Origin of the sequence: Aeromonas sp. S15(2024) (assembly GCF_041402265.1) — a bacterium.
Classification (GTDB): domain Bacteria; phylum Pseudomonadota; class Gammaproteobacteria; order Enterobacterales; family Aeromonadaceae; genus Aeromonas; species Aeromonas dhakensis.
This window is the reverse complement of the sequence record NZ_JBGLQY010000005.1, coordinates 68,774-94,153: the sequence shown is the minus strand read 5'-3', so window position 1 is coordinate 94,153 and position 25,380 is coordinate 68,774. Positions and strand designations below refer to the sequence as shown.

Annotated in this window: 26 protein-coding genes; 23 read left to right on the top strand and 3 right to left on the bottom strand. The window is 61.6% G+C overall.

Annotation, left to right across the window (positions count from 1 at the left end; all coding sequences use genetic code 11):
* The first annotated feature begins 15 nt into the window (after positions 1-15).
* From ACB033_RS12735 to ACB033_RS12725, 3 genes are read left to right on the top strand one after another with little or no spacing between them, the layout of a single operon-like run.
* Positions 16-399 carry a hypothetical protein gene (locus tag ACB033_RS12735; protein WP_005308716.1) on the top strand — a complete coding sequence of 128 codons (384 nt, stop codon included), beginning with the start codon at positions 16-18 and terminating at the stop codon, positions 397-399.
* Positions 386-1,318 (top strand): transcriptional activator NhaR, encoded by a 933-nt coding sequence (nhaR, locus tag ACB033_RS12730; RefSeq protein WP_005308802.1) that lies wholly within the window; start codon positions 386-388, stop codon positions 1,316-1,318. The genes ACB033_RS12735 and nhaR overlap by 14 nt, the downstream gene beginning before the upstream one ends.
* Positions 1,319-1,367: 49 nt before the next feature.
* Positions 1,368-1,670 (top strand): metalloregulator ArsR/SmtB family transcription factor, encoded by a 303-nt coding sequence (locus ACB033_RS12725; RefSeq protein ID WP_005308804.1) that lies wholly within the window; start codon positions 1,368-1,370, stop codon positions 1,668-1,670.
* Positions 1,671-1,718: 48 nt separating this feature from the next.
* Here ACB033_RS12725 and rpsT read toward each other — a convergent pair whose 3' ends face one another.
* A complete protein-coding gene (gene rpsT, locus ACB033_RS12720; protein WP_005308808.1) occupies positions 1,719-1,982 on the bottom strand; it encodes a 30S ribosomal protein S20 in 264 nt (87 codons plus the stop codon).
* A 191-nt stretch (positions 1,983-2,173) separates the two neighbouring features.
* On the opposite strand from rpsT, the gene murJ reads away from it, so the two are divergent.
* From murJ to tppA, 12 genes are all read left to right on the top strand, one after another.
* Positions 2,174-3,739: a murein biosynthesis integral membrane protein MurJ gene (murJ, locus tag ACB033_RS12715; RefSeq protein WP_017780266.1), complete on the top strand. Its 1,566-nt coding sequence runs from the start codon at positions 2,174-2,176 to the stop codon at positions 3,737-3,739.
* Positions 3,740-3,881: 142 nt separating this feature from the next.
* The gene (ribF, locus tag ACB033_RS12710) at positions 3,882-4,856 is read left to right on the top strand and encodes a bifunctional riboflavin kinase/FAD synthetase (RefSeq protein ID WP_005308812.1); all 975 of its coding nucleotides are present in this window, start codon (positions 3,882-3,884) and stop codon (positions 4,854-4,856) included.
* Positions 4,856-7,717 carry an isoleucine--tRNA ligase gene (ileS, locus tag ACB033_RS12705; RefSeq protein ID WP_017782215.1) on the top strand — a complete coding sequence of 954 codons (2,862 nt, stop codon included), beginning with the start codon at positions 4,856-4,858 and terminating at the stop codon, positions 7,715-7,717. Before ribF ends, ileS begins: the two co-directional genes overlap by 1 nt.
* Positions 7,717-8,220 (top strand): signal peptidase II, encoded by a 504-nt coding sequence (lspA, locus tag ACB033_RS12700; protein WP_017763995.1) that lies wholly within the window; start codon positions 7,717-7,719, stop codon positions 8,218-8,220. The genes ileS and lspA overlap by 1 nt, the downstream gene beginning before the upstream one ends.
* Positions 8,217-8,669, top strand: coding sequence for an FKBP-type peptidyl-prolyl cis-trans isomerase (gene fkpB / locus ACB033_RS12695; RefSeq protein WP_005308818.1), 453 nt, complete (start codon positions 8,217-8,219; stop codon positions 8,667-8,669). Before lspA ends, fkpB begins: the two co-directional genes overlap by 4 nt.
* Positions 8,669-9,604, top strand: a complete 936-nt coding sequence (gene ispH / locus ACB033_RS12690; RefSeq protein ID WP_005308820.1) for a 4-hydroxy-3-methylbut-2-enyl diphosphate reductase — start codon at positions 8,669-8,671, stop codon at positions 9,602-9,604. The genes fkpB and ispH overlap by 1 nt, the downstream gene beginning before the upstream one ends.
* 258 nt (positions 9,605-9,862) lie before the next feature.
* Positions 9,863-10,366 carry a type IVa pilus pseudopilin TppE gene (gene tppE / locus ACB033_RS12685; protein WP_010635136.1) on the top strand — a complete coding sequence of 168 codons (504 nt, stop codon included), beginning with the start codon at positions 9,863-9,865 and terminating at the stop codon, positions 10,364-10,366.
* On the top strand, positions 10,363-10,776 hold the full coding sequence (gene tppB / locus ACB033_RS12680) for a type IVa pilus pseudopilin TppB (protein WP_139725752.1): 414 nt from the start codon (positions 10,363-10,365) through the stop codon (positions 10,774-10,776). Before tppE ends, tppB begins: the two co-directional genes overlap by 4 nt.
* Positions 10,773-11,867 (top strand): PilW family protein, encoded by a 1,095-nt coding sequence (locus tag ACB033_RS12675; RefSeq protein WP_139725751.1) that lies wholly within the window; start codon positions 10,773-10,775, stop codon positions 11,865-11,867. Before tppB ends, ACB033_RS12675 begins: the two co-directional genes overlap by 4 nt.
* Before the next feature lie 10 nt (positions 11,868-11,877).
* On the top strand, positions 11,878-12,354 hold the full coding sequence (locus ACB033_RS12670) for a PilX N-terminal domain-containing pilus assembly protein (RefSeq protein WP_005308830.1): 477 nt from the start codon (positions 11,878-11,880) through the stop codon (positions 12,352-12,354).
* A gap of 9 nt (positions 12,355-12,363) precedes the next feature.
* The gene (locus ACB033_RS12665; RefSeq protein ID WP_139725750.1) at positions 12,364-15,717 is read left to right on the top strand and encodes a pilus assembly protein; all 3,354 of its coding nucleotides are present in this window, start codon (positions 12,364-12,366) and stop codon (positions 15,715-15,717) included.
* 8 nt (positions 15,718-15,725) lie between these two features.
* The gene (gene tppA / locus ACB033_RS12660; protein ID WP_017763999.1) at positions 15,726-16,127 is read left to right on the top strand and encodes a type IVa pilus pseudopilin TppA; all 402 of its coding nucleotides are present in this window, start codon (positions 15,726-15,728) and stop codon (positions 16,125-16,127) included.
* Between the two features lie 4 nt (positions 16,128-16,131).
* Here tppA and ACB033_RS12655 read toward each other — a convergent pair whose 3' ends face one another.
* Entirely contained in the window at positions 16,132-16,518 is a 387-nt protein-coding gene (locus tag ACB033_RS12655) for a type IV pilin protein (protein ID WP_005308836.1), read from the bottom strand.
* Between the two features lie 92 nt (positions 16,519-16,610).
* Here ACB033_RS12655 and ACB033_RS12650 point away from each other — a divergent pair, with 92 nt between their 5' ends.
* The 8 genes from ACB033_RS12650 (at position 16,611) to luxS (ending at position 24,206) form a co-directional block, all read left to right on the top strand.
* Positions 16,611-17,144: a GspH/FimT family pseudopilin gene (locus ACB033_RS12650; RefSeq protein ID WP_019839935.1), complete on the top strand. Its 534-nt coding sequence runs from the start codon at positions 16,611-16,613 to the stop codon at positions 17,142-17,144.
* A 20-nt stretch (positions 17,145-17,164) separates the two neighbouring features.
* Positions 17,165-17,752 (top strand): PilW family protein, encoded by a 588-nt coding sequence (locus tag ACB033_RS12645; RefSeq protein ID WP_017780260.1) that lies wholly within the window; start codon positions 17,165-17,167, stop codon positions 17,750-17,752.
* Between the two features lie 4 nt (positions 17,753-17,756).
* Entirely contained in the window at positions 17,757-18,863 is a 1,107-nt protein-coding gene (locus ACB033_RS12640) for a hypothetical protein (RefSeq protein WP_024942013.1), read from the top strand.
* Positions 18,864-18,871: 8 nt separating this feature from the next.
* Complete coding sequence (locus ACB033_RS12635; protein ID WP_139725749.1) at positions 18,872-20,980, top strand: prepilin-type N-terminal cleavage/methylation domain-containing protein; 2,109 nt, start codon at positions 18,872-18,874, stop codon at positions 20,978-20,980.
* 73 nt (positions 20,981-21,053) lie between these two features.
* Positions 21,054-22,676: an NAD+ synthase gene (locus ACB033_RS12630; RefSeq protein WP_139725748.1), complete on the top strand. Its 1,623-nt coding sequence runs from the start codon at positions 21,054-21,056 to the stop codon at positions 22,674-22,676.
* 9 nt (positions 22,677-22,685) lie between these two features.
* Positions 22,686-23,024: a nitrogen regulatory protein P-II gene (glnB, locus tag ACB033_RS12625; protein WP_005308848.1), complete on the top strand. Its 339-nt coding sequence runs from the start codon at positions 22,686-22,688 to the stop codon at positions 23,022-23,024.
* Positions 23,025-23,084: 60 nt separating this feature from the next.
* Entirely contained in the window at positions 23,085-23,678 is a 594-nt protein-coding gene (locus tag ACB033_RS12620; RefSeq protein WP_272943021.1) for a transglycosylase SLT domain-containing protein, read from the top strand.
* Positions 23,679-23,696: 18 nt separating this feature from the next.
* A complete protein-coding gene (gene luxS, locus ACB033_RS12615) occupies positions 23,697-24,206 on the top strand; it encodes an S-ribosylhomocysteine lyase (RefSeq protein WP_005308851.1) in 510 nt (169 codons plus the stop codon).
* Between the two features lie 61 nt (positions 24,207-24,267).
* Here the strand turns inward: luxS and ACB033_RS12610 are convergent, their stop codons facing one another.
* Positions 24,268-25,290: a GGDEF domain-containing protein gene (locus ACB033_RS12610; protein WP_024942009.1), complete on the bottom strand. Its 1,023-nt coding sequence runs from the start codon at positions 25,288-25,290 to the stop codon at positions 24,268-24,270.
* Between the last annotated feature and the right edge of the window lie 90 nt (positions 25,291-25,380).

Below are 25,380 nucleotides of genomic sequence, written 5' to 3'. Positions count from 1 at the left end.
GTAGGATGGTTGGCCATGCTGGCGCTGAGCCAGGCGGCCTGGGCCGGCAGTCTGCAGGATTGCCAGCAGGATGCTGCCTCGGCCAGCTGCTCGGCCTACCTCAGCGGCGTGGTCGACAGCGCCCTGCTGCTGGGGGACAAGCAGGCCAAGGCGCAGTTTGGCGAGACCTTCGCCGAGCGGGCGCTGAGCAGCCGGGCCGGCGAGCGGGTCAAGCAGTCCAACAAGCGCTACTGCGGGGAGCGGATGCCGGATCCGGTCAGCCTCAAGGCCCACCTGCAGGAGCAGTTCGGCGCGAACAAGGTTGACTCGATCAGCGACATGTATGACATTCTGGCGGCTGAACTCAGCTGCTACCGGAGCCCGCGCCAGGCGGGAACCCCATCGGATGTCACACCTTAACTACAATCATCTCTATTATTTTTGGATGACCCAGAAGAAGGGCTCCGTCACGCAAGCGGCGGAAGCCCTCTTTTTGACCCCGCAGACCGTCACCGGCCAGATCAAGCTGCTGGAGCAGCGCCTTGGCGGTAAATTGCTGATAAGAAAGGGGCGCTCCCTGGAGGCGACCGAGCTGGGCCAGCTGGTGTTCCGTTATGCCGACAAGATGTTCAGCCTCTCCTACGAGATGCTGGATATCGTCAACTACCGCAAGGAGAGCCAGATCCTGTTCGACGTTGGCATCGCCGACGCCCTCTCCAAACGCCTCGCCAGCCGGGTGCTGCTCTCCGTCATCCCCAATGATGGCTCCATCCACCTGCGCTGCTTCGAATCGACCCACGAGCTGTTGCTGGAGCAGCTGAGCGAACACAAGCTCGACATGATCCTCTCCGACTGCCCGGTGGACTCCAGCCAGCACGCCGGCCTGCTCTCCAAGCGACTCGGTGGTTGCGGGGTCAGCTTCTTCTGCAAGGCGCCGCTGCCATCGCTGCCGTTTCCCGCCTGTCTGGAAGAGCGCAAGCTGCTGATCCCCGGCCGGCGTACCGCCATGGGTCGCCAGCTGACCCAGTGGTTCGAGCAGCAGGGGGTCTCCCCCAGCATTCTCGGCGAGTTTGACGATGCGGCCCTGATGAAGGCGTTCGGCTTCTTCAACCAGGGCATCTTCATGGCACCCACCATCTACCGGGAGGAGATCCTGGAAGGGGAGGGGGTGATGCTGCTGGGCGAGACCCAGGATCTGATGGAGGAGTACTACGTCATCTTCGCCGAGCGGATGATCCAGCACCCGGCGGTAAAACGGGTATGCGAGAGTGATTTCTCCTTCCTGTTTGCCGGCCAGGAGGACTTTGCCATGATTCAACCGGCAACCCTGTCATTTTAAATTGACGGGCCACAGAGTATGATTCTTGCCTCGAACGAGAGGGAATGAGATGCAACTGGAAGAGATGGAGGCCAATGCGAGCCGGGCGGTGGCACTGCTCAAGGCGCTGGCCAATGAACGGCGGTTGTTTATCCTGTGCCAGCTGCTGGAGCGGGAGCTGTCGGTGGGGGAGCTCAACGAGCGGCTTGGTCTGAGTCAGTCGGCGTTGTCACAACACCTGGCCGTGCTGCGGCGGGATGAACTGGTGGAGACGCGCAAGGAGGCCCAGACGGTCTACTATTCGCTGCGCAGCTACGAGGTGCGCGAGATGATAGGGTTGCTGCACAAGTTGTACTGCAGCGAACAGAAATAAAAAACCGGCACAAAGGCCGGTTTTTTCAGCTTTATCAGCAGAAGCTGATTAAGCCATAGCTTTGATCTGGGCAGACAGGCGGCTCTTGTGACGAGCAGCTTTGTTCTTGTGGATCAGGCCTTTGGTCGCCATACGATCCATGATCGGCTGAGCAACAGCGAAAGCGGCAGTCGCAGCAGCCTTGTCGCCGGAGGCGATGGCAGCGATGACTTTCTTCAGGTAGGTACGGGTCATGGAACGACGGCTGGCGTTGTGCTGACGACGTTTCTCTGACTGAAGAGCGCGCTTCTTAGCAGATTTGATGTTAGCCAAGGTAAAACTCCTAAAACTGTCTTAGCGAGTGTATTGAAAAGGCCCGGAAATATGCCTTCTCAACCACATATTGTCAAATGATTTGTGCAAATAAACACCGCCCCCCGGTGGTGTGTCAGGTGGGAGACGGTTAAACTGTCGGCCGATTCTATCAGCATTCTTTTCATTCCGACAGTTCCAGAGGCCTCGTCTTGAGTAAGAAATTGATCAAATCCGGCATGATAGTGTCCGGAATGACGTTGGCGTCCCGCGTTATGGGCTTGGTTCGCGATGTGGTCATCGCCAATCTGCTTGGCGCCGGGGTGGCCGCAGACGTCTTCTTCTTTGCCAACCGCATTCCCAACTTTCTGCGCCGCCTGTTCGCCGAAGGTGCCTTCAACCAGGCCTTTGTTCCCGTGATGACGGAGTACAAGAAAAAGGGTGACGAGAGCGAAGTGCGCGAGTTGCTGGCTGCGGTGGCGGGCACCCTGGGGGGGATCGTTACTGTGGTCACCCTGCTCGGGGTGCTGGGGTCAGGCGTGCTGACGGCCCTGTTTGGCTGGGGCTGGTTCTGGGACTGGCTGCACGGCGGGCCGGCGGCCGAGAAGTTCGAGATGGCAAGCCTGATGCTCAAGATCACCTTCCCCTACCTCTGGTTCATCACCTTCACCGCCATGGCGGGGGCCATTCTCAACACCTTCGGCCGCTTCGGGGTCTCCTCCTTTACCCCCATCTTCCTCAACATCACCATGATTGCCGCCGCCTGGTGGATTTCACCCTGGCTCGACAACCCCGAGCTGGCACTGGCCATCGGTGTCTTCCTCGGCGGTCTGGTGCAGTTCCTGTTCCAGTTCCCGTTCCTGCGCCAGCTCAACATGCTGGTGTGGCCCAAGTGGGGTTGGCACCACCCGGGGGTGGTGAAGATCCGCACCCTGATGATCCCGGCCCTGTTCGGGGTCTCGGTCAGCCAGATCAACCTGCTGGTCAACACCATGCTCGCCTCCTTCCTGGCGACCGGTGCCATCAGCTATCTCTATTACTCGGACCGGCTGCTGGAGTTCCCGCTCGGCATGTTCGGCGTCGCCATCAGCACCGTCATTCTGCCGGCGCTGGCCAAGAAGCACGTGGATGCCGACCCGGCCGACTTCTCCCGTACCATGGACTGGGGGGTGCGGATGGTGATGCTGCTCGGCCTGCCGGCCATGGTGGGCATCGCCGTGCTGCGCGAGCCCATCCTGCGGGTGCTGTTCATGCGCGGCGAGTTCGGCCTGCACGAGGTGAGCATGTCGAGCGCCAGTTTGCTGGCATCGACCACGGGCTTGCTGTCGCTGATGCTGATCAAGGTGCTGGCACCGGGCTACTACGCCCGCCAGGATACCCGCACGCCGGTGCGGATCGGGATGATCTCGATGGCGGCCAACATGGTCTGCAACCTGCTCTTCATCTATCCGCTTGGCTACGTGGGGCTGGCCCTCTCGACCGCCTGCTCGGGCACACTGAACGCGGCTTTGCTGTTCAGGGGGCTTCATCAGCAGAGCGTCTACCGCCCGTCCCGTCACACCGGGATGTTCTGTCTCAAGCTGCTGACCGCCAGCCTGCTGATGGGGGGCGTGCTCTTGTACCTCTCTCCGGATCTGGCCCAGTGGGGCGCCTGGCACATGAGCAAGGCGACCATGCAGCTGGCCATGCTGCTGGTCGTGGGGGGCGCCATCTATGCCGGTGTCCTGCTGGCGCTTGGGATCCGGCCAAGAGATCTGAGAGCGGGGCGGGACGACTGAGTCAGCCCCTGCGGCGAGATAGCCCCACCTGAACCTGTTGTCGGGGCGGAGCGGCTGAAATCGGGTCAGCAACAGGGCTGACCCGGCGTGCCGCCTGATATATAATCCGGCGATTTTCATAGCAGCAAAGCACAAGGCACTGATGGAGCTTATCCGCGGTATTCACAATATCAAGCCCCGTCACCGGGGGTGTGTATTGACCATTGGCAACTTTGATGGGGTCCATCAGGGTCATCATGCCGTGCTGGCTCGCTTGCAGGAAAAGGCCGCCCAGCTCGGCCTGCCGGCCTGCGTCATGCTGTTCGAACCCCAGCCGCTGGAGCTGTTTGCCGGGGCCGCGGCGCCGGCCCGCCTCAGCCGCCTGCGGGAGAAGTACGAGGCGCTCAAGGGGATGCAGATCGATCGCATGCTCTGCGTGCGCTTCAACCACCGCTTTGCCGAGCAGTCCGCCACCACCTTCATCGAGCAACTGCTGGTGGAGAAACTCGGCGTGCACTATCTGGTGGTCGGCGACGATTTTCGCTTCGGCAAGGGGCGGGAAGGGGACTTCCACCTGCTGGAGGAGGCCGGCCGGCGCTTCGGCTTCGAGGTGATCAGCACCCAGAGTTTCCAGCTTTCCCGCCAGCGGGTCAGCAGCACGCTAGTGCGCGAGGCCCTCGCGGCCGGCCGGATGGCGGAGGTGGAGCTGATGCTCGGCCGTCCCTACACCATCAGCGGTCGGGTGGCCCACGGTGAAAAGCTGGGCCGCACCATAGGTTTTCCCACCGCCAATCTGGCCCTCAAGCGTCAGGTGATCCCGGTCGGTGGCGTGTTCGCGGTGGAAGTGATATGTTCCGGCAAGACCTTCCCCGGTGTCGCCAATGTGGGTGTACGGCCGACCTTGAGCGGTACACAAGCCAGATTGGAAGTACATCTATTTGATTTTTCTGGCGACCTTTATGGTCAACAGGTCAAGGTGCTGCTTCGCCACAAGCTGCGCGAAGAGCAGAAGTTTGCCTCTTTCACCGCCTTGAAAGAGCAGATCGAACGAGATGCCCTGGCGGCCCGAGCCTGGTTCGGGCTGCCACAATTTCATTTACCCAGCACTCTTTTAGAAAAGAAGGGAACCCAGGACTGATGAGCGACTATAAACACACCCTGAATCTTCCGGAAACCGAGTTTCCGATGCGTGGCGATCTGGCCAAGCGCGAACCCAACATGCTGAAACGTTGGTACGATCAGGATCTTTACGGCGCCATTCGCCGCGCCAAAGCGGGCAAGCCTTCGTTCATTCTGCACGATGGCCCCCCCTATGCGAACGGCAGCATTCACATCGGTCACTCGGTCAACAAGATCCTCAAAGACATCATCATCAAGTCCAAGGGCCTCTCCGGCTTCGACTCCCCCTACGTGCCGGGCTGGGACTGCCACGGTCTGCCCATCGAGCTGAAAGTGGAAGGCATGGTCGGCAAGCCGGGCGAGAAGGTTTCCGCCGCCGAGTTCCGTGCCGAGTGCCGCAAATACGCCAAGACCCAGATCGAAGCGCAGAAGACCGACTTCATCCGTCTGGGCGTGCTGGGTGACTGGGAACACCCCTACCTGACCATGGATTTTGGCACCGAAGCCAACATCATCCGCTCCATGGCCAAGATCGTTGAAAACGGCCACCTGCACAAAGGCTCCAAGCCGGTGCACTGGTGTACCGATTGCGGCTCCGCGCTGGCTGAAGCCGAGGTGGAGTACTACGACAAGAACTCCCCCTCCATCGACGTGCGCTTCAAGGCCGTCGACGAGGCTGCCGTTGCCGCCAAGTTTGACTGCGCCGAAGGCCACACCGGCAAGGGGCCCCTCTCTGCCGTGATCTGGACCACCACCCCGTGGACCCTGCCGGCCAACCGCGCCATCGCCATGCACGCCGATCTCGACTATGCGCTGGTGCAGGTCGAGGGTGACAATCCCGAGCGTCTGATCCTGGCCGCCGAGCTGGTAAAGGACGTGATGGATCGCGCCGGCATCGAGCACTTCCACAACCTGGGCTACGCCAAGGGCGCGGCGCTCGAGCTGCTGCGCTTCAACCACCCCTTCTACAGCTTCGACGTGCCTGTGGTGCTGGGTGATCACGTCACCCTGGACGCCGGTACCGGCGCGGTGCACACCGCCCCTGGCCACGGTCAGGAAGACTTCGTGGTCGGTCAGAAGTACGGTCTGGAAGTGGCCAACCCGGTTGGCAGCAACGGCGTCTATCTGCCGGATACCGAACTGTTTGCCGGCCAGCATGTGTTCAAGGCCAATGCGGCCGTGGTCGAGGTGCTGACCGAGCGTGGCGCCCTGCTGCATCACAAGGTGTTCAACCACTCCTACCCGCACTGCTGGCGTCACAAGACCCCGATCATCTTCCGTGCCACTCCGCAGTGGTTCATCAGCATGGAACAGAAGGGTCTTCGGCAGCGTGCCCTGGAAGAGATCGAGCGCATCGAGAAAGAGGGCATTGCCCAGCACGGTCAGAGCGGCTGGGTGCCTGCCTGGGGTAAAAACCGCATTCAGGCGATGGTCGAGAACCGTCCTGACTGGTGTATCTCCCGTCAGCGTACCTGGGGCGTGCCCATCTCCCTGTTCGTCCACAAGGATACCCAGGCGCTGCACCCGGATTCCGTGCGTCTGATGGAAGAGGTGGCCAAGCGGGTCGAGCAGTCCGGTATCCAGGCCTGGTGGGATCTGGACAAGGCCGAGCTGCTGGGCGCGGACGCCGACAACTACGAGAAGGTGCCCGATACCCTGGACGTCTGGTTTGACTCCGGCTCTACCCACGCCTCCGTGGTCGATGCCCGTCCCGAGTTCAACGGCAAGCCGGCCGACATGTATCTGGAAGGCTCTGACCAGCACCGCGGCTGGTTCATGTCCTCCCTGATGATCGGCGTCGCCATGAAGGACAAGGCCCCCTACAACCAGGTGCTGACTCATGGCTTCACCGTGGACGGTCAGGGCCGCAAGATGTCCAAGTCCATCGGCAACGTGGTGAGCCCGCAGGACGTGATGAACAAGCTGGGTGCCGACATCCTGCGTCTGTGGGTTGCCAGCACCGACTACACCGGCGAGATGACCGTTTCCGACGAGATCCTCAAGCGCTCCGCCGACGCCTATCGCCGTATCCGCAACACCGCCCGCTTCCTGCTGGCCAACCTGAACGGCTTCAATCCGGCGACCGACATGGTGGCACCGGCCGACATGGTGGTGGTGGATCGCTGGGCGGTGGGCCGTGCCAAAGCAGTACAGGCCGAGATCGTGGCGGCGTTCGACGAGTACAACTTCCACGGTGTGACCCAGAAGCTGATGCAGTTCTGCTCCATCGAGATGGGCTCCTTCTATCTGGACGTCATCAAGGATCGTCAGTACACCGCCAAGGCTGACAGCCTGGCCCGTCGCTCCTGCCAGACCGCCCTCTATCACATCGCTGAAGCCATGGTGCGCTGGATGGCGCCCATCATGAGCTTCACTGCCGACGAGATCTGGGCCCTGCTGCCGGGCGAGCGCGGCGAGTTCGTGTTCACCGAGGAGTGGTACGACGGCCTGTTCGGGCTGGAAGCGGGCGAAGTGCTGAACGACGAGTTCTGGGCCGAGATCCTCACCGTGCGCGGTGAAGTGAACAAGGCGCTGGAAGTGGCCCGTGGCGAGAAGCGCATCGGCGGTTCTCTGCAGGCCGAGCTGACTCTGTTCGCCAAGCCTGAGCTGGCTGCGCGTCTGAACGCCCTGGCCGATGAGCTGCGCTTCGTGCTGCTTACCTCCAAGGCCAAGGTGGTCAGCGTCGATGCCGCACCGGCTGAGGCCGTGGCAACCGAGCGCGATGACCTGTGGCTGAGCGTGGCCCAGTCTGCCGCCGCCAAGTGCGACCGCTGCTGGCACCATGTGGAAGACGTGGGCACCATCGCGGGCCACGAAGAGATCTGTGGCCGCTGCGTCACCAACGTCGAGGGTGACGGCGAAACTCGTCAATTTGCCTGATGAACATGACTCAACATAAAAGCGGCCTGCGTTGGCTGTGGCTGGCGGTGCTGGCCTTCGTACTGGACCAGGCGAGCAAGCTCGCCGTGGTCAAGCTGCTGCCGTTTGGCTATCCGGGGGTGGAGATCACCCCCTTCTTCAACCTGGTCCACGTCTACAACAAGGGGGCTGCTTTCAGCTTCCTGGCGGATCAAGGCGGCTGGCAGCGCTGGTTCTTCGCCGTGCTGGCGTTCGCCATCTGCGGCCTGCTGATCCACTGGCTGCGCAAACAGTCGGTCACCCAGCGCTGGAGCGGCATCGCCTACTCGCTGATCATCGGCGGGGCGCTCGGCAACGTGTTTGACCGGCTGGTGCTGGGTCATGTGGTCGACTTCCTCGACTTCTACTGGCAGCGCGCCCATTGGCCGGCGTTCAATCTGGCCGACAGCTTCATCTTCATCGGTGCCGCCATGATCGTGCTGGACGGCTTGCGTGGCGAGAAAAAACAGGACGCGAACTCATGAGTCAGCTGATTGCTGCGGACAGCAGCGTACTGTTCCATTTCGCCATCAAGCTGGAAGACGGCTCGGTGGCCGACAGCACGGCGCTGCACGGCAAGCCGGCCCGTCTGCGGATGGGCGACGGCAGTCTGACGCCGAGCTTCGAGCAGTGCCTGCTGGGGCTGCGCGAAGGGGAGAGCAAGAGCTTCACCCTGGCGCCGGAAGAGGCCTTTGGCCTCTCCAACCCCGACAACATTTACCATCTGGACCGCGCCAAGTTCGGCGCCGATGTGGAGCCGAAAGTCGGCACCATCATACTGTTCGACCAGCCCAACGGCAGCGAGCTGCCGGGTATCGTCCGGGCGGTGGCAGGTATGTCGGTGACGGTCGATTTCAACCATCCCCTGGCCGGTCACACCGTCACCTTCGAGGTGGAGATCCTGGGGGTTGATGACGAGGAGAAGGTGCACTGATGGATATCCTGCTCGCAAATCCCCGCGGCTTCTGTGCCGGTGTCGACCGCGCCATCAGCATCGTCGAGAGCGCGCTGGAGAAGTTCGGTGCCCCCATCTATGTCCGTCATGAAGTGGTGCACAACCGCTACGTGGTGAACAAGCTCAAGGAGGCGGGCGCCGTCTTCGTCGAGGAGCTGGATGAGGTGCCGGACGACAGCATCGTCATCTTCTCCGCCCACGGCGTCTCCAAGGCGGTGCGCGAGATGGCCAAGTCCCGCGCCCTCAAGGTGTTCGATGCCACCTGTCCGCTGGTGACCAAGGTGCACATGGAGGTCCATCGCGCCAGTCGCAAGGGCTCCGAAGCCGTGCTCATCGGCCACGCCGGCCACCCCGAGGTGATCGGTACCATGGGGCAGTACGAGAATCGCGAGGGCGGCATGTATCTGGTGGAGACGCCGGCAGACGTGGCCAGGCTCAAGGTGAAGAACCCGGACGACCTCTGCTTCGTCACCCAGACCACCCTCAGCGTGGACGAGACCTCGGACGTGATCGATGCGTTGCGGGCGCACTTCCCCAAGATCCAGGGGCCGCGCAAGGATGACATCTGCTACGCCACCCAGAACCGCCAGGATGCGGTGCGGGAGATGGCCGGGCTGGTGGACGCCATGCTGGTGGTGGGGTCGCGCAACTCCTCCAACTCCAACCGCTTGCGGGAGCTGGCCGAGAAGGTGGGCGCCAAGGCCTACCTCATCGACGACGCCTCCATGATCGAGGCCGGTTGGCTGGCGGGAGTCAAGGCGATCGGTGTCACCGCCGGTGCCTCCGCGCCCGAGGTGCTGGTGCAGTCCGTCATCACCCGTCTGCGCGAGCTGGGCGGCAAGGTGGTGGCCGAACACCCCGGTCGTGAAGAGAACGTGGTGTTTGAAGTGCCGCCGGAACTGCGCATCCTGTGAGCGATGCGTCCCCTGCGGGACTACACCGTCTCTGATTGAGCCACCTCCAGCGAGGTGGCTTTTTCATGGGTGATTCTTATGGCTCTTGTTGGCCGCTTTGCCGTGAGATCGCAGCGAAATTTGATGATGTATGTCCAAGATTTGAGTAGATTGAATTGCAAGCGAAGGTTCGCGGCCTAGACTGCTGATGAACTTATCACCGGCTTGATGGCAGATGGATGTGCAGCCGGCCCCCCGACAAAATCAGAGCGAAACAGGATGTTTTTGCGTTCAGGTTTTAGCCTCATCGAGCTGATGGTCACCATTGCGCTCGTCTCTATCCTGCTGACGCTGGGAGTCCCCTCCTTCAGCGCGATAATGCGCAACATGACGTTGACCAGCCAGGCCAACAACTTCGTGGCCGCCATCAACCTTGCCCGCTCCGAAGCCATTCGCCGCAATACGGCGGTCACTCTCTCCGCCTCCACCAGCAATCTGACCCAGAACCACTGGGAATCAGGTTGGCAGATCTGGGTCGACAGCAACGGCAACGGCACCCTGGACAACGGCGAGTTGCTGCGACTCTTTCCCGACATGGGGGCAGGCACCCTGGTCAGCAATACGTCGCTGGTACGTTTCAGTGGCAATGGCTTTCTCGATGGTCGCACCCAGGCGGCGCTGGTGTTTTCCCTGCAGCCGCCCGACTGCGCTCAGGAGGCATCGCGCGACATCACGATCACCCCGGCCGGCCGCCCTTCAATCACGGAGACCAGCTGCATATGAAGCACCAGCAAGGCGTCTCGCTGCTTGAAATCATGATCGCCGTGCTGGTGTTGTCGATCGGCATCCTCGGCATGGCGACCTTGCAGTTGCAGGCACTCAAGAGCAATCAGTCGGCCCTGACCCGGACCGAGGCGACCCAGTTTGCCTACATGATCACCGACATGATGCGGGCCAACCGCAGCGCGGCTCTGCTCGGCCAGTACAACGTCGGCATGGGGGAGGCGGTCTCCGGCAGCTCGATGGCGATACAGGATGTGCAGTACTGGAAACAGGCGCTCGGCGGCCTGCCCGGCGGTGATGGGGCCATTGCCGTGAGTGCCGGACAGGCGACCATCACCATCCAGTGGGATGCCAGCCGGCTGGCCACCGAGCCTGCGCTGCGCAGCATGACCCTGAGGACGGATCTGTGAACGGGCGGCGCACCTTGCTGCGCCAGGCCGGTGTCGGTCTGGTGGAGGTGATGATCGCCCTGCTGCTGTCGCTGCTGACGGTCGGGGTCATCATCCAGGTGCTGCTTGGCAACCACAAAACCTACCTGACCGGTGAGGCCATCGCCCGGGTGCAGGAGGACAGCCGGTTTGCCGTCAACCTGCTGCAACAAGAGCTGCGGATGGTGGGTTACCAGGGCTGCCTCAGCAAGCAGGGGGTCAACATCACCAATACCCTCAACGGGGCGACGGCGTTGCCCTACAACTTCACCGTCTATCTGCGCGGCTATGACAATGTCACGGCGACGCTGCCTGCGCCGCTGTCGGCCTTGTTTACCGCGGCCGAGCCCAAACCCAAGCCGGGAACCGACGTGCTGCTGGTGCAAGGGCCTACCGGCAGCGGTGTGCCGGTGACCCGCAACAACAGTGCGGCCCAGCTGTTCGTGCAGCAACTCTCCAGCAAGGCCAACTACTGCGGCACCGGCAAGCAGGGCTACAGCGACCTGTGCGAGGGGGACATCGTCATGGTCTCCGACTGCCAGAAGGCGCGGATCTTCCAGATCACCCAGACCCAAGTGGTGGGAGGGGGCAGCGAGGTCAACATCGGCCACTCCAACGACAACAAATACACCCCGGGCAATGCCGTCAGCTCCTGGGGCGGAGCCAGCAGCCCGGTCGAGGAGCGCTTCGGCGCCGGTTCGGTATTGAGCCGGATGGAAACCCGGGTCTATTACATCGCCCGTCCCTCGGCCGGCGCCCCCTATGCCCTCTATCGCAAGAGCGGGCTGGGGGCGGGCATGCCGCTGGTGGACGGGGTCACCGATATCCAGCTGACCTTCGGTGAGGATCAGAACCGGGATCGGGCGGCGGATCGTTACGTGAGTGCCGCCAGCAACCCGAACTGGGACAACGTGCTGGGGATCGGCGTTCAGCTGTTGATGCGCAGCAACCAGGGCAATGTGGTGTCGGATCCGCAGGCCATCAGCTTCGCCGGCGCGACCTTCCAGGCAACCGACAGCCACTGGTACTGGGTGGCCGAAACCACGGTCGCCTTGCGCAACCGGCTGCCATGAGGAGGGAGGCATGATGGGGCGACAAGGGGGAATGGCACTGGTGATCAGCCTGATTTTTCTCGCGGTAGTGAGCCTGCTGGCGATGGCCAGCATGCAGAGCGCCCTGCTGCAGGAGAAGATGGCGGGCAACCAGAAGGAGTCGCAACAGGCGCTGCAGGCGGCAGAGGCGGCACTGCGCGCTGCCGAGCGCTATCTGGAGGCAGGCAACTCAGGCCCCTACGACAACAGCGCCGGCCTCTATGAGTTCGTCAGCGTGGCGGTGGATCCCGCTTCTCCCTCCACGGCCTGGCGTACCTATGCCAATAGCGGGCTGGCGGGACGGGCCCCAGAGTACTTCATCGAGCGGCTGCCCTACACCCAGAGCAGCAACGAGAGCCTGGCGGTGGACGAACCCATCAGCGAGCGCCGTCTTTATCGCATCACGGCTCGGGGATTCGGCCTCTCGGACGAGAGCCGGGTGCTGTTGCAATCGACCTACAGCCGCTAGGAGGGAACCATGCGTGCATCTGGCTACGGATTTTGTGCCCTGTTGCTCTGCACCCAGGTGCAGGCGGCGCTCGACATCGCCCAGGTTCCCCTCTATCTCGGCACCCGGGCCGAACCCAACATCATGTTCAGTCTGGATGACTCCGGCTCGATGCACTTCGAGCTGATGCCGGAGGATTTGATCGAAAACAGCGCTCGCTACGTCTATCCCCGTGCCGACAACGTCTATGGCAGCGAGGACTATGACAACCGGACCGTGACCTTCACCAGCAACAACGATCGCAACGCCTACACCCGCTCGAGCAACAACAACAAGCTCTACTACAACCCCTTGCTGAGCTACCGCCCCTGGGCCAAGGCGGACGGTACCCTGATGGCGAATGCCAGCATCAGCTGCGCGCCGCACAACCCCTTCAACATCGCCGCCGGCTGTCGCGACCTGACCAAGAACAACCGCTCGAAGTCGTTGCGCTACTACACCGGGTTCTCCTCCAGCGACTACAACGATGACGAGACCTTCTGGCCCGCCGTCTATTTCGCCTACAAGGGCAGCGGTGACGTAAAGAGGGCGAGCAGTTATACCCGGGTCGAGATAAAGTCGGGCAGCACCTATGGCGGGCGTCCCAATCGCAGCGACTGCAAGAGTGCTCCTGTCTGTACCTATGAGGAGGAGATTCAGAACTTCGCCAACTGGTACACCTACTATCGCTCCCGGATCCTGGCTGCCCGGGCCGGGGTCGGTCGTGCCTTCGCCAGTCAGGGACAGGCCCTGCGGGTGGGGTTTGCCACCATCAATGCCAGCGGCAGCGTGATCCGCGGGGTGGCGCCCTTCTCCGGCACCGATCGCAGCGCCTTTTTCAGCGACCTCTACAGCCGCGACATTCCGGCCGCCGGCACGCCGCTGCGCACCAGCCTGAAGGATGTGGGGGAGTATTTCTCCCGCACCGACAACAATGGCCCCTGGGCGGCCAGCGCCGGCAGCACCTTGCCCCACCTCACCTGCCGGCAGAGCTACAACATCCTGATGACCGATGGCTACTGGAACGGGGATACCCCCTCGGTGGGGGATCTGGACAAGGATGGCTACAGCAATACCCTGGCCGACGTGGCCTACAAGTACTGGAAAACAGACCTGCGTGCCGATCTGGCCGACAAGGTGCCGACCAGCACGGTAGATCCCGCCAACTGGCAGCATCTGGTCAACTTTACCGTGGGGCTCGGGGTCAACGGGTCGCTCAATCCGGCCAACGGCATCCCGAACAGCTGGCCCAATCCCCATGATCCGGATGACAAGGAGTACAAGAACGCGACCTATATTCCGGAGTACAAGATCGATGACCTGTGGCACGCGGCGCTCAACAGCAAGGGCAGCTTCTTCAGCGCGGGTGATCCCGACGTCTTTGCCGCGGCCCTGAGCAGTACCCTGGCCCAGATTGCGGCACGCAACAGCTCCGCCAGTTCGGTGACCGCCAACGCCACCCGGCTGGACAGCAATACCCACATCTATCAGGCCCGCTACAACAGTGGCGACTGGTCCGGGCAGCTCATCTCCATTCCGCTCAACAGCGACGGCTCGCTGGGCAACATGGCCTGGGATGCCGCAACCCAGATCCCTGCCCATACCGCCCGCAGCCTCTTCACTCGCCAGAACGGGGTCGGCATTCCCTTCACCTGGGCCGATCTCAACGCCACCAATCGCGCCCTGTTCAACCTCGCCGGTGACAACCAGGGGGAAAACCGGGTCGCCTACTTGCGCGGTGATCGCAGCAGTGAGCAGAGCAATGGCGGCCTGTTCCGCAGTCGCAGCGACCTGCTGGGGGACATCATCAACTCGGATCCCGTCTATGTCGGCAACCGGGACTACGGCTATGGCAGCGCCACCGGCCTGACCCAGGCCGAGCGGGAGGGCTACCAGAGTTTCCTTGGCTCGACGGCCATCAGTCGCCGTACTCCCATGCTCTACGTGGGGGCCAACGACGGCATGCTGCACGGTTTTCGGGTCGCCAACGGGGTGGAGACGCTGGGCTACATCCCGGCCAGCCTGCTGGGGGATCTGAGCCTGCTGACCAAGCCGGATTACAGCCACCGCTACTATGTGGACGGTACGCCCAAGGTGGGGGATGCCTATCTTGGCAGCAGCTGGAAAACCGTGCTGCTGGGGTCGACCGGCGCCGGAGGCAAGGCGGTCTTTGCCATCGACGTAACGGCCCCCGACAACTTCACCGCCGACAAGATGTTGTGGGAGTTTACCAACGCCGAGATGGGGGTAGCGCTGGCTGCGCCGACCCTGGTCCGGGTGAAGTCCGGCAACAAATGGGTGGCGCTGGTGGCCAACGGCTACAACAGCACCAGCCAGACCGCCCGGCTGTTTGTGCTGGATCTGGCGACCGGCGCCGTGATCAAGGAGATAGATACCCAGGTGGGCTCGGCCAGCGAACCAAATGGCCTCTCATCCCCCCTGCCGGTGGACGAGGACGGCGATCGGGTGGCGGACTATGTCTATGCCGGCGATCTGCAGGGCAATCTGTGGAAATTCGACCTGACCGACAACAACAGCGCCCAGTGGGGGAGTGCCTTCAAGACCGGCAACAAGCCAAAACCGCTGTTTCAGGCGTGCAACGGGACCTGCTCTGCCAGCACGCGCCAGCCCATCACCATGCGCCCGTTGGCCATCCGCCATCCCAAGGGGGGCATCATGGTGCTGATGGGAACCGGCAGCTATTTCACCAATGACGACAAGCTGTTGCCGGCAACCCCCAGGCTGGAGGCTGTCTACGGCATTTGGGATGCGGGGGCGACCGTGCTTGCCAGCCAGTTGCAGCAGCAGAGCATTACCCACGAATACTCCGCCAATGGCACCACCATCAAGTTCAATGTGAGGGTGGTCTCCAACACGGCGGTCAACTACACCAGCCAGAAAGGGTGGTATCTGGTGCTCAAATCCCCTGCGTTGAGCAAGGGGGTAGGGGAGCGAGCCGTTTCGGAGATGCTCTACCGCAACAAACGGCTGATCTTCAATACCCTGATCCCCTCGGCGGATGCCTGTGACTTTGGTGGACGCTCCTGGCTGATGGAGCTGGATCCTGTCTCGGGGGCGCGTCTGAGCTACTCGGTGTTCGACGTCAATGGCGATGGGGCCGTCAATGATGACGACTATGTGGGGATCAAGGACGGCAGCGGCAACGACATCAAGGTGCCGGTCAGCGGCAAGCAGTTTGACGAGCTCACCACGACGCCGAGCGTGGTGGAGGATGCCGACATGGAGCGCAAGTACATCAGCGGTTCCAGCGGCAATATCTCGGTCACGCTGGAAGAGGGGGCGGGTGACCTTGGGGGGCGCCAGTCCTGGTTGCAACTGGAGTAGAGGTGGAGATGGAGCGTGGATTTTCCCTGCTGGAGCTGATGATTGCTGTAGCCGTGATGGCGATTCTGACCCTGATTGCCTACCCCAGCTACAACAGCTACATGGCGTCGGCCAAGCGGGCCGAGGCCAAGGCGGCGCTGCTCGAGGCGGCGCAATACATGGAGCGGCAGTTTACCGCAGATGGCAACTATGATGGTGGCAACCTGGCCTCAGCCGGACTGGCCACCTTGCCCAGGGATGGCGGGGCTGCCTATTACAATCTGGCGCTCAATGCCAGCGGCGCCCGCTATACCCTGACGGCGATCCCGACCGGAGTGATGAACGGCGATCCCTGCGGCTTGCTGACTCTGGATCAGGGGGGGCAGCAGGGGGTGTCGATGGCCAGCATGACGGCCGCCGAGTGCTGGTAATCCGTTACCAGCAGGCGGCTGGGGTCTTGATGTCAGCCTTGTTGAGGGTGAGGGTATCGCAGGCGGTGCTGCCGCTCTTGTCACCCACCTGCGCTCCCTTGCTGGTGGCGATCAGGGTGTAGGTGGTTGCGGTAGCCCCGGAGATGGTGAAGTCATAGTAGCTGCTGGTGGGGTTGCCCACCTGGGACGGGGTCGTGCCGTAGCTGGTGTTGGAGACTCTGAACTCTTCCTGTTTCAGCTGCATGCTGAGCAGGCCCTTGAACGCCTCGGCTCGACGGGATTTGCGCAAACCGTCGCTGAAACTGGGGTAGGCGATGGATGCAATGATGGCGACGATGGCGACTGCAACGAGCAGTTCCAGCAGCGTGATTCCGGACTGTTTGGCTTTCATGGGGCGGCATGCTTCGTGAAACAGGTTGATACTATAGGATAGTACTGACGGTGTGCTCTACTGGCATGTGCAAAAGAAAGGAGTCTTGAACGATGGAAGGCAGAAAGGGCAGATCCGCCGGTTTTACCCTGATAGAGCTGATGGTTGCCCTGTCTCTGGTCGCTCTGCTGCTGACCGTTGCGATTCCCAGTTATCAATCACTGCGCCAGGAGCAGATGGTCAAGGCCGCCACCCAGGCGGTGTATACGGATGTGATGTTGCTGAAGTCCGAGGCGATCAAGCGTAACCGCACCCTGCAATTCATCATCTTCAACAGCGGCACCAGCAATTGGTGTTACCGCATTTTTATCGATGGCAGTTGCAACAGTTGCAGCGATCACTGCTCCAGTATTGAGGGGCGCAAGGGGGGCGATGCCAGTGAATATCCCGGTATCAGCCTGGTCGCCAGCTACAGTGAATCGGCCAGCAACATCAGACCCCTGAGTATCTCTCCCAGAAGGTCCTCCCTGACGGCGGGGAATATTGCCATCTCATCCGGTACCTACTCCATGCAGGTCAAGACCAACAATGTCGGACGTGTGCGTACCTGCGGTGTCAGCAATGTCAGTGGGGTGCCTGCATGTTGAGAGCACCAAGGGGATTCAACGTGGTGGAGCTGATGGTTGCCATGGTCGCAGGCCTGCTGCTGGTCGCCGCGGTGACATCCCTGTTCGCCACCATCCTCAGGGTCAATCAAACCTCCATGCAGGTGAGCCGCCTCAATCAGGAGCTGCAGAGCGTCACCGACATGATCGCCCGTGACGTGCAGCGCACCGGTTATGATCAGGGGGCGACAGCCTTTCTCGGCGCGGCATCGGGAGCCAGATCTCCTTTCTATTTCGATACCAGCAGCGATCTGATGAATGAGACGGTCACAGGCTCCAAGATTTATCGCTGCATCAGGCTGAAATACGATGATGATAACAACGGCGTGCTTGGGGCTGATGAAACCTATATCTACAGCTACGACAGTGCCGACAAAGGGGTGCAGCTCGGCACCAGTTGCAGCACCGGTAGCCTGCTGAGTACCGACAATACCATCGAAATTACGGATCTCACCTTCTCGCTGTTGAGTGGCAGCGTCTCGTCAGGTGCACGGACGGTGCGGCTGAACATATCGGGCCAGTTCAAGGCCAACACCGCACTCAAACTCACTCTGCAGCGTGATATCAAGCTGCGCAACGACGGGTATTGATGTCATGCAACGTCATCTTGGTTTTACCACCTTCACCGTTACCTTGTTGCTTACTGTGATGTTGCTGAGCATCTCGCTGCTGGTGGGCAAGCTGATGGTGTCTGACCGCCGTGTCAGCCTCAACGAAGTGCAGTATCGACAGGCGCTGGCCCTGGCCGAACTGGGTTTATCCGACGGGGTCGGCCGCTTGGCGCAGGACGCAAGTTGGCGTAGCGCCAGCAGTGGCGTGTCGGTCACTGTGTCGGCCGGTACCTATACCCTGTTTGCGCTGGACGACACAGCCGTGACCGTGGGCGGGGCGAGCGTGACGCCGGTCAGGGTGCGAGCTCAGGCTACCCTGGTTGACAGTACTGCCAATGCTGATGTGGAGATAAAGACCATCAAGGTCAGCGTATTGGCTGGCACCCCGGCCGCCCCTCTGACGGTTGCCGGTGGTATGGCCGTTTCCGGCAACTTTACCGTGGTGGCCAATCCCAACGGGGGCGGGCCTGGCGTGCCGCTCTCCATCTGGACCAATGGTAATGTGGATCTGACCAATGGCTCCGGTCAGACCTGCCATCAGGGGGATTACAGTGGAGGGTGCAGTGCCTACATCAGCCAGAAGGGGGACAAACAGTCGGACATCAAGGACAACGATTCCGCCTTCCCAAGCGATCTGGTCTGGTATCTGTTCAACGAGAATGACGATGCAACAGGATGGGCCAATCTGGAGTCGCGGGCGGTGCAGATGCTGACCAATTGCGATTCGTTGTCGACCGCCTCCCGTGGACTCATCATCGTCGATGGGGACTGCAAGCCGGGCGGCTCGATCGGTTCGGTTGCCGCACCTGTGGTGCTTATCGTGCGCAACGGGGATCTGATGGTCAACGGCAACGCCACCCTCTATGGGCTGGTGTTCGCCTACTCCTCCACTCCCGCCACGGCTACCAACGATATCAGCCTGAAGGGGGGCGCTATCGTCAATGGCGCTGTGGTTGCCAACTACCAACTGGGCAAGACCGCCAACGGGACCTTCGACGCCAAGTACGACCAGGCGGTGCTGAGCAATATCGAGAATGGAGCCGCATTTCAGATCATTAACCTAGTGCCCGGTAGCTGGCGGGACTGGTAGGAGCGAACATGAAACCGCACAAGGGATTCGGGCTGTTGGAGATCTTGATCACCCTGGTTCTGCTCGGGGTGGGGGTGGCCGGGTTGGTGGCCATGTCGCGCGGGATCCTCGGGGCTTCCCAGGACGGGCGGCGCTATGAGGTGGCGATGCGGCTGGCCGAGTCGAAACTCGATGACTTTCGTACCTTCAACGGCGTGGTGAGTGCCGTCTCTCCACTCACGGCCTATAACAGCATTGCGGCGGGCTCCAGTACGGTCACCCCCGCCGATGGCGGCGGGACCTATACCCTGAGCTGGACCGTCAACAACCAGTACTGGAATGGTACGGCCTGGCAGACGACGGCCCCGGCGGGATACCTGCAGTCCTACCCGGGTCGCAAGGTCGTCAACGTGACCGTCAGCTGGAGCGACAATGACGGGAATCCGGTCTCGCTGTTATTGGCCGGTGCAGTGTCGCCGGCAGAGTCACTGGCCCAGAACCAGTTGAATGGCGGGCTCGATACCAGTCGCGAACCTCCCCAGGTGGTCTATACCCCGGGGGTGGCGCCGGACGTCATCTCCATCCAGATCGATCAGGAAGGGCGCAAGCAGGAGACCAGCAAACCGCTGCCGACGGTGACCTCCAAGGATGGCACCGTCGGCAAGCTGGTGCAGTTCGAGACGGTCACCTACAAGCCCGACAACGGTGGCAACACCCAGCAGGTGCTGCAGGATCTGGCCTCGGTCTCCTGCTCTTGCAGTTACGGCTCGAGCGTCAATGCCTACCTGCCGGGCCAGGCGATCCTGACCGACAGCAATCTGCTCTACTGGAGCGTGGGCTCCCAGGTCACCAAGCAGACCGGCATTCTCAACAGCAGCGTTACAGATCAACCCACCCTCTGCACCAGTTGCTGCAAGAACCACTTCGATGGCAGTGGCAGCAGCTTTGATCAGTTCTACTCCCCGCTGCACACCAACAGGCAGCGCTATAACAGCTCGCTCACCTCGGTAAACAGTGGCAACTATGTGGATGCCTGCCGCTTCGTCCGGCTCGATGGCTATTATCGCCCTCTGCCAGAGTGGAACCTGATCAAAGTCATAGTGACCAGCGCCGACTTCCTCGCCAAGACGGCCAATCAGACCAGCTACCAGAATTACATCAAGTACGTGGTCACCACCTACATCACCTGGCAGAAGAACACCCTCAACTGGACAGCGAACCCCACTGCCACGCCACCGACCATCACCGAGTTTGCCGACTGGTTGCCTGCCAACGCGGCGGCGGGGGGAGACACCACGACCAAGGTCACCATGAGCACGGGCACGGCCCAGCTGATCGCGCGCGGCATTTATGTGGATGTGCTCTCGCCCACCTATCTGGCCGCACTCGACCTGACCTCGCAGGATCTGCTGGCCAGGGTGCCATTCCAGGATATCAACCTGACCATGCTGGCCGAGTGGAGTCTGGTGCCCTTGAGTGGCCAGCTGACCGGCAGTGTCTCCGACTATGTAGGGGTGACCAACGAGACGGTCAAGACGGTGGTCGATCTCAACAACTACTACTTCGGCAGCTACAGTCGCGGCTACCTGTCGGCCAAGAAGAGCACCAAGGATGCCTCCAACGTGTTGCAGAGCGCGTCGATCAAGGTGACCGCCTATCAAGGCAACTCGGGGATCACCGCCTCGCTCATCTCGCCAGTGGATCAGAGTGAAGCCAAGAGCGCCAGCATGCCGGTGGCGATCGATACCAGTTCCCAGACGGTGCCGACCATCACGGTATCGGGACGGATCGAATGTCTGGAAAAAGGTAACGGTAACAATACGGATCCTGTTTCATGCAACAAGAACACCTTCAACGGGTTGAGCGTGACCACCACCACCACGGGGGCCACATGCCGCATCGACAAGCCCCAGGCCAACAACCAGCCGGCCACCTATGTCTGCACGGCGGCGCAAAACAGCAGCCTGGTGGTGAGTTTCTCCTACAGTGCCCAGGGCAACACCACCTATCTGCTGAAGCCGGCGTCGTTGAGCATCGCCATGACACCGCCCGCCAGCGGTCAGGTGATCACCGGGCCCTGTGGCCTGCTGGTGGACAACGGCGTGACCAACGCGAGCAGCCTGACTTGTACCCCCTGAGTCTTGGGCGCTGGCACAGCCAGCGCCTTTTCTTTATCATTCCCCATCATTTTCGAATTCAAGATGCATCGCCATGGCAAAAGCCCTCTCTCTGATGCTTGCCCAGTTGAATCTGACGGTAGGCGCCATCGAAGATAACTGTGACAAGGTGCTGGCGGTAGCCGCCGAAGCCGATCGGCAAGGCGCCGATCTGCTGGTCTGCTCCGAACTGGCCCTGACCGGATACCCGCCGGAAGATCTGCTGCTGCGCGCCGATCTGATGATCCGGGTGGAGGCCGCGCTGACCCGCATCGCGGCATGGCAGGGGGCTTGCGCCATTCTGGTGGGTCACCCCTGGCGTGAAGGGGAGGCGCTCTACAACGCCGCCTCCCTCTATGAGCAGGGGCAGCTGGTCGCACGCTACTTCAAGCAGGATCTGCCCAACTACGGGGTCTTCGACGAGAAGCGCTACTTCACCGCGGCAACCGAGACCTGCGTGGTCCCCTTCCGTGGTCATCAGCTGGGCTTGCTCATCTGCGAAGATCTCTGGCAGCCGGGGCCGGCGCTGGCCGCCAAGGCCGCCGGAGCCGAGCTGCTGCTCACCATCAATGCCTCGCCCTACGATCAGGAAAAACCCTGGATCCGCCGTGAGCTGATGGCCGAGCGCTGCGATCAGACCGGTCTGCCGCTGGTCTACCTCAACCAGGTATGCGGTCAGGACGAGCTGATCTTCGACGGCTGCTCCAAGGTGTTCAACAGCCAGGGCGAGCTGACCCACAAGCTGGCCCCCTTTGCCGAAGAGCTGGCGCTGGTGCACTTTGCCGATGGTCAGCCGGTGAAGGAGCGGGAACCCGCCGCACCACTGGAACCCTTGGCCGAGACCTATCAGGCACTGGTACTGGCGGTGCGCGACTACGTCACCAAGAACGGCTTCCACGGCGCCGTGCTGGGCCTCTCCGGCGGCATCGACTCGGCGCTGACCCTGGCCATCGCGGCCGATGCCATCGGTGCCGACAAGGTGCAGGCGGTGATGATGCCGTTCCGCTACACCGCCCAGATGAGCGTGGAGGATGCCAAGGAGCAGGCCGAACGGATGGGAGTGGAGTTCAACATCATCTCCATCGAGCCCATGTTCGAAGGCTTTATGGCCCAGCTGGCGCCGCTGTTTGAAGGGACCGCTCGCGACACCACCGAAGAGAACCTGCAGGCTCGCTGCCGTGGTGTGCTGTTGATGGCGCTCTCCAACAAGCGTCGCCGCATCGTGCTGACCACCGGCAACAAGAGCGAGATGGCGGTGGGCTATGCCACCCTGTACGGCGACATGGCTGGCGGTTTCGACGTGCTCAAGGACGTTCCCAAGACGCTGGTCTTCAAGCTGTGCGAATACCGCAATTCCGTCGATTATGTGATCCCGCAGCGGGTCATCGACCGTCCTCCTTCGGCAGAATTGGCACCGGACCAGGTGGATCAGGACAGCCTGCCCCCCTATGACATCCTGGATGCCATCCTCAAGCGCTATGTGGAAGAAGATGCCTCCGTGGCTGACATGGTGGCGGAAGGCTTCGAGGAGGCGGTGGTGCGCAAGGTGATCCGCCTCGTGGATCTCAACGAATACAAGCGCCGTCAGGCGGCGGTCGGGCCCCGCATTACGGCCCGCAACTTTGGTAAGGATCGCCGTTACCCCATCACGTCCGGGTTTGGCAAACAGAACTGGTAAGGAGTCACCATGAAGAAGATTGAAGCCATCATCAAACCGTTCAAGCTGGACGATGTGCGCGAGGCCCTGGCCGAGATCGGCATCAACGGCATGACGGTATCCGAGGTCAAGGGCTTCGGCCGCCAGAAGGGCCACACCGAGCTCTATCGCGGCGCCGAATACATGGTCGACTTCCTGCCCAAGGTGAAGGTGGAGCTGGTGGTGCAAGACGAGGATCTCGATGCCTGCCTGGAAGCGATCCAGAACACCGCCCGCACCGGCAAGATTGGTGACGGCAAGATCTTCGTCTGCGAGGTGGAACGGGTCATCCGCATCCGTACCGGCGAAGAGAACGAAGACGCCATCTGACGGATGGCCGAGCCTTGTGATGAGCCAACGAATGGAGACTCGAGCCCGCTGATGTCCTGGATGCGCCTCGTTGCGGTGGCCGGCCTGCTGGCCGGACTGACCGCCTGCAGTACCCGGCCGCCGGCCCAGCCGGAAAACCTGTGCCAGATCTTTCGTGAGAAGCCGGACTGGCACAAGGCGGCGCTCAAGATGAACGAGAAGTGGGGAACGCCTGTGCAGGTGGTGATGGCCATGATGTATCAGGAGTCCTCCTTCGTGCACGATGCTCAGCCGCCGATGCAGTATTTCCTCTTCATCCCGACCGGGCGGGCCAGCTCCGCCTACGGCTATGCCCAGGTCAAAGATGAAACCTGGGCCGACTATCAGCGGGAGACCGGCAACAGCTGGAGCGATCGCGATGACTTTGCCGACGCCATCGACTTCATGGGCTGGTACACTCACAAGGCCCAGCGGCTGAACGGCACCTCCAAGTGGGATGCGTATGGCCAGTATCTCAACTATCACGAAGGGTGGGGTGGCTATCGGCGTGGCAGCTACCGCAGCAAGGGATGGCTGATGAAGACATCCCGCAAGGTGGAGGCTCGCGCCCAGCGCTACGGCGCCCAGTATCGACAATGCAAGGATCAGCTCTCCAGCGGGGGCTGGTTCTGGTAACCAAATCAGGAGTCAGAAATGCCGTTATTGGACAGTTTTACCGTTGACCACACTCGCATGGCCGCGCCGGCGGTACGTGTGGCCAAGACCATGCAGACCCCGAACAAGGACACCATTACCGTGTTCGATCTGCGTTTCTGTGTGCCGAACCAGGAGATCCTCTCCGAGCGTGGCATCCACACCCTCGAGCACCTGTTTGCCGGCTTTATGCGTGACCATCTCAATGGGGATGGGGTTGAGATCATCGACATCTCTCCCATGGGCTGCCGCACCGGCTTCTACATGAGCCTGATCGGTGCGCCGGACGAAGCCCGGGTTGGCGCTGCCTGGCAGGCCGCCATGAGCGACGTGCTGACCGTGCAGGAGCAGGGCAAGATCCCCGAGCTGAACGAATACCAGTGCGGTACCTACAGCATGCACTCGCTGGAAGAGGCCCATGCCATCGCCCGCCACGTGCTGGAGCGCGGCATCGGCGTCAACCGCAATGACGAACTGGCCCTGCCGGAAGAGAAGCTGAAAAGCCTCTGATCCCGGGATGGCAAACATGAAAAAGGCCGGTCAATGACCGGCCTTTTTGCGTTTGGCGAGTTCAGGATGGCAGCGGCATCACCCGGTTGCGGCCCAGCTCCTTGGCCTTGTAGAGCAGCTTGTCGGTGCGCTCGACCAGGCTGTCGCCCGTCTCCTGACCATTGTATTCGCCCACCCCGAACGAGGCGGTGATGTGGTCGATGCGCCGGCCCGACTTGCGATCCAGGATCGACATCTTCTCGATGGCCCGGCGCAGGCTCTCCGCCATCTGGCGGCTCAGCGCCAGGTTGCGCATGGGAAGCAGCAGGGCAAACTCTTCGCCGCCGAGGCGGTAGGCGGTGACGCCCTCCTTGCAGGTCTCCCGCAGTCGCTTGCTGAAGGCGCGCAGCACCTGATCTCCCAGCAGGTGGCCATATTCGTCGTTGAAACTCTTGAAGCGGTCGATATCGGCGAGGATCAGCGAGAAGGGCTGCTTGCTGCGCAGCAGGCTGTCTATCTCCAGATCGAAGGCGCGCCGGTTGAGCAGGCTGGTGAGGGCATCCTCGTTGGCTAGCTTGCGGGTCTCGTTGAGCGCCTCGCGCAGCTCCTTGATCTCCTTCTCGGCGCTGCTGAGCTGGTTGCGAAAGTGCATGGTCGACATGCGCACGTCCCGCGACTCGCGCACCAGATCCCGCAGGATCCCCATGGTGTCTTCCAGGCTCAGCCCCTCGTCATCGATAAGGCTCAGCCGGTCGAAACTCTTGTCGAGCATCTCCTGGAACATGCCGGTATCCGAGATGGCATCCTGCATGGTGTGGCCGAGCTCGTTGGCCATGGCGGCCAGGTTGAGCTTCATCGCCTCCATCTGCTGCTCATCCTGGGCGGCGAGGTGCTGGTGATAGAGACGTTCGCAGGTGGTCAGCGAGCAGGTGCCCTGCAGCTTGATGGCCTGATCGATGGCCTGATTGAGCTCGGGCATGCTGGCCGCCACATAGTTATACCAAAGGGTGTAATTATCCGGCGTGGTGGGGATTTGATACTTGATCATCAGGGGAACCGCCTGTTTGAGATAGGCGGCGGATTGGGCGAACGAATCCTTGCTCATGAGTTCCATGTCTCATCATGACTGCAAACTGTGCATAGTATGACAGAGAGATTGGCCAAAAGGCAGTCGATGGATGCCATTCGCCCCCCC